Source organism: Dietzia sp. CW19 (genome assembly GCF_014145265.1).
In the GTDB taxonomy this organism is placed as follows: domain Bacteria; phylum Actinomycetota; class Actinomycetes; order Mycobacteriales; family Mycobacteriaceae; genus Dietzia; species Dietzia natronolimnaea.
Window position 1 is genome coordinate 1 of the sequence record NZ_JAALEE010000195.1, and the last position, 3,935, is coordinate 3,935.

3 protein-coding genes are annotated in these 3,935 nt (G+C 70.4%); 1 reads left to right on the forward strand and 2 read right to left on the reverse strand.

The genetic code is table 11. From position 1 onward, the window contains the following. A partial coding sequence (locus G6021_RS06610; protein WP_182640897.1) for a class I tRNA ligase family protein occupies window positions 1-2,656 on the forward strand: 2,656 nt, incomplete at its 5' end. A 71-nt stretch (window positions 2,657-2,727) separates the two neighbouring features. Here the strand turns inward: G6021_RS06610 and G6021_RS06615 are convergent. Further along, window positions 2,728-3,123 carry a hypothetical protein gene (locus tag G6021_RS06615; RefSeq protein ID WP_346995241.1) on the reverse strand — a complete coding sequence of 132 codons (396 nt, stop codon included), beginning with the start codon at window positions 3,121-3,123 and terminating at the stop codon, window positions 2,728-2,730. After that, a partial coding sequence (locus G6021_RS06620; protein WP_182640898.1) for an SDR family NAD(P)-dependent oxidoreductase occupies window positions 3,120-3,935 on the reverse strand: 816 nt, incomplete at its 5' end. The genes G6021_RS06615 and G6021_RS06620, both read right to left, overlap by 4 nt.

A 3,935-nucleotide genomic window follows, 5' to 3' on the forward strand; every position in this document is an offset into this window, starting at 1 on the left:
CGAGCAGTACGCCGTCCAGACCGGCCAGCACCCGCGGGTCACCACCGAGGCCAACATCGTCAACATGGAGCGCCAGCTCGGGCGCCTGGGGCTCGGCCACGACCGCAGGCGCGTGGTGGCCACCACCGACACCGAGTTCTACCGCTGGACGCAGTGGATCTTCCTGCAGATCCACGGCGCCTGGTACGACCCGGACGCGCCCGCCCGCACCACCGACGGCGGCGAGCACCCCACGCGCACCGGCCGCGCCCGGCCCATCGCCGAGCTGCGCGAGCAGTTCGTCTCCGGTGCCCGCCCGCTGCCGGCCGGGTTCACCGGACGGGAGTGGCCCGATCTGACCGCGGCCGAGCAGGAGAAGGTCCTCGACTCGCACCGGCTGGTGTATCTGTCCGACTCCCAGGTCAACTGGTGCCCCGGGCTGGGCACCGTGCTGGCCAACGAGGAGGTCACCGCCGAGGGGCGCTCCGAGCGCGGCAACTTCCCCGTGTTCCGCAAGAACCTCTCCCAGTGGATGATGCGGATCACCGCGTACGCCGATCGGCTGGTCGACGACCTGGACCGTCTGGACTGGACCGACAAGGTCAAGTCCATGCAGCGCAACTGGATCGGCCGCTCGCAGGGCGCACGCGTCCGCTTCGCCGTGGCGGAGAAGTCCATCGAGGTGTTCACCACCCGCCCCGACACGCTGTTCGGCGCCACCTACATGGTGCTCTCGCCCGAGCATCCGCTGGTCGACGAGCTGGCCGGGCCGTTCTGGCCTGAGGCGGGCGACGCTCCCGGCGGGGTGGGCGGTGCGGGCGGCTCCGCCGGCGGGTTGGACGAGCGCTGGACCGGCGGGCACTCCTCGCCGGCCGAGGCCGTGCGGGAGTACCGCCGCCGGGCCGCCACCAAGTCCGATCTGGAGCGCCAGGAGAACAAGGACAAGACCGGCGTCTTCACCGGTGCCTACGCCGTCAACCCGGTCAACGGCGAGCAGGTCCCGGTGTTTGTGGCCGACTACGTGCTGATGGGTTACGGCACCGGGGCGATCATGGCCGTGCCCGCCCACGACTCCCGGGACCACGAGTTCGCCACGGCCTTCGGTCTGCCGATCGTGCAGGTGGTGGCCCCGGCCGACGGGCGCGAGCTGGACGTGCGGGCCGAGGCGTACGCGGGTGACGGCGTGGCGGTGAACTCGACCAACGAGCGCGGGCTGTCGCTCGACGGTCTGGGCGTGGACGAGGCCAAGGCCGCGACCATCGCCTGGCTGGAGGGCGAGGGCACGGGGGAGGGGACCGTCCAGTACAAGCTGCGGGACTGGCTCTTCGCCCGCCAGCGCTACTGGGGCGAGCCGTTCCCCGTGGTCTACGACTCCGACGGCGTCCCGCACGCGCTGCCCGACGAGATGTTGCCCGTCGAACTGCCCGAGGTCGAGGACTACAAGCCCGTGTCCTTCGACCCCGACGACGCCGACTCGATGCCCTCCCCGCCGCTGGCCAAGGCCACCGAGTGGATGACCGTTGAGCTGGATCTCGGCGACGGGGTGCAGACCTACACCCGCGACGCCAACGTGATGCCCAACTGGGCCGGCTCCAGCTGGTACCAGCTGCGGTACATCGACCCCACGAACCCGGACGAGCTGTGCGCGCTGGAGAACGAGCGCTACTGGACCGGGCCGCGGCCCGAGATCCACGGCGAGGGCGACCCCGGGGGAGTGGACCTCTACGTCGGTGGAGTCGAGCACGCGGTGCTGCACCTGCTCTACTCGCGGTTCTGGCACAAGGTCCTGTTCGACCTCGGCCACGTGACCAGCGAGGAGCCCTACCGCAGGCTGTTCAACCAGGGCTATATCCAGGCGTTCGCGTACACCGATGCCCGCGGGGTCTATGTGCCCGCTGCAGATGTAGAGGAGCGGGACGGGAAGTTCTACCTCGACGGCTCCCCCGACGCTCCCGAGGTGTTCCAGGAGTACGGGAAGATGGGCAAGTCGCTCAAGAACTCCGTCTCCCCCGACGAGATCTGCGACGAGTACGGCGCCGACACGCTGCGCGTGTACGAGATGTCCATGGGCCCGCTCGACACCTCACGGCCCTGGGCCACCAAGGACGTCGTGGGGGCGCACCGATTCCTGCAGCGGCTGTGGCGCGTGGTGATCGAGGAGTCGACCGGACAGGCCCGGGTGACCGAGGAGGAGCCGCCGCAGGACGTGCTCAAGGCGCTGCACAAGGCCATCGCCGGGGTCCGCGACGACTACGCGGGGCTGCGCGACAACACCGCGATCGCCAAGCTCATCGAGTACGTCAACCACCTGACCAAGGCCTACCCGACCGAGGGGCCGGGAGCGCCGCGGTCGGTCGTCGAACCACTGGTGCTCATGGTGGCCCCCGTCGCCCCGCACCTGGCCGAGGAGCTGTGGTCGCGGCTCGGGCACGCCGGCTCGCTGGCCCACGGGCCGTTCCCCGAGCACGACGAGTCGTACCTGGTCGAGGACTCGGTGGAGTACCCGGTGCAGATCAAGGGCAAGGTGCGCTCGCGCATCACCGTCGCGGCGGACGCCTCACCGGCCGAGGTCGAGGCCGCGGCCCTGGCCGACGAGAAAGTGCAGGCCAACCTCGCCGGGGCGACCCCGAAGAAGGTCATCGTGGTGCCGGGGAAGATGGTCAACATCGTGCCGTGAGAGGGCCGGGAGGTGTGAGGGCCGGGCGGTGAGAGAACCGGGCGGTGTGAGGTCCCGGTCGGGGGGAGGGGTCAGCCCACCTGCACGAACACCGCCGAGGACGAGCCGATCAGGTAGGTGGTGGTGATCATCCACATGGCGTAGCTGGCGAACAGCCACGGCCGCCACCTGATGTGCTGCTTCCACCGCCGGTAGGTCTTGACCCCCGCGGTCACGGACAGGATCACCGACAGCAGAAGCGGCAGCAGCACCACCTCGACCCGGTCGGAGGTCAGGCACGTGCCGCCGGGTTCCGTGCACTCCTCGCCGATGCCGCCGCCCACCGCGACGAGCGCGACCGCGAAGATGACCACGGCCGAGGCGGACAGCAGGACGTAGCGGATGGCCTGGCTGGCCTGGCGTTCGTTGCGTTCGAGGCGCTCCAGCGGGTCGTCGAACTCGCCGATCCCTCGGGGAGACACCGTCACCTCCCCACGAATCCGTTGTGCCCGCCGGCCTCGGCTACCTCGTCGACCGTCGTGATCCCCAGCTGCTCGTCCGTCACCGGCGGGAAGAGCGGACCACCGCCGAAGGCGCCCCGGTGCGACAGCGGTACCTCGCCGTCGTCGTTCGTCACCCCGTGTTCGCGACCGTATTCGGCCGTGATCACCGTGGACCCGCTCAGCGCCGGCAGCGACGGATCGTCGGCCAGTGCCGCGATCACGCGGCCGACGAAGGTCGGGTCCTCGGCCCGGTCCAGGGGGAAGCCGTTGAAGTCGTCCATCCCCAACGACAGGATGAGTTCGGTGCGGATGAGGCCGAGCCACAGCGACAGGGTGGACACGCCGGTCCCGACGAGCTCGTGCGCCATGTCCGAGGCCATCTTGTCCAGGGCGGTCTTGCTCATCCCGTAGAGCACGGTGTGGAACGGCGAGCGCGACCCGAAGGACGAGATGTTGACCATCAGGCCCGACCCCTGCGGGACCATCACCTTGGCGGCCTCGCAGCTGGCGACGTAGTGCGCGCGCAGACCGACGCCCATGAGGGCGTCCCAGTCGCCGGCGGGCCGCTCCCAGAACGTGCCGTTGAACCCCATGAAGCCCTTGGGGTTGGCCCACACGTTGTTGACCAGCAGGTCCAGGCGCCCGGTGTCGGCGACGATGCGGGCGACGACGGCGACGATCTCGTCGTCCCGGCCGTGGTCGCACTCGAGGGGGAGCACCCGGCCGGAGGCGCCGGCCGCGGCGTCGACCGTGGCCTGCAGTCGCTCGGCCGAGCGTCCGGTGACGTACACGGTCCA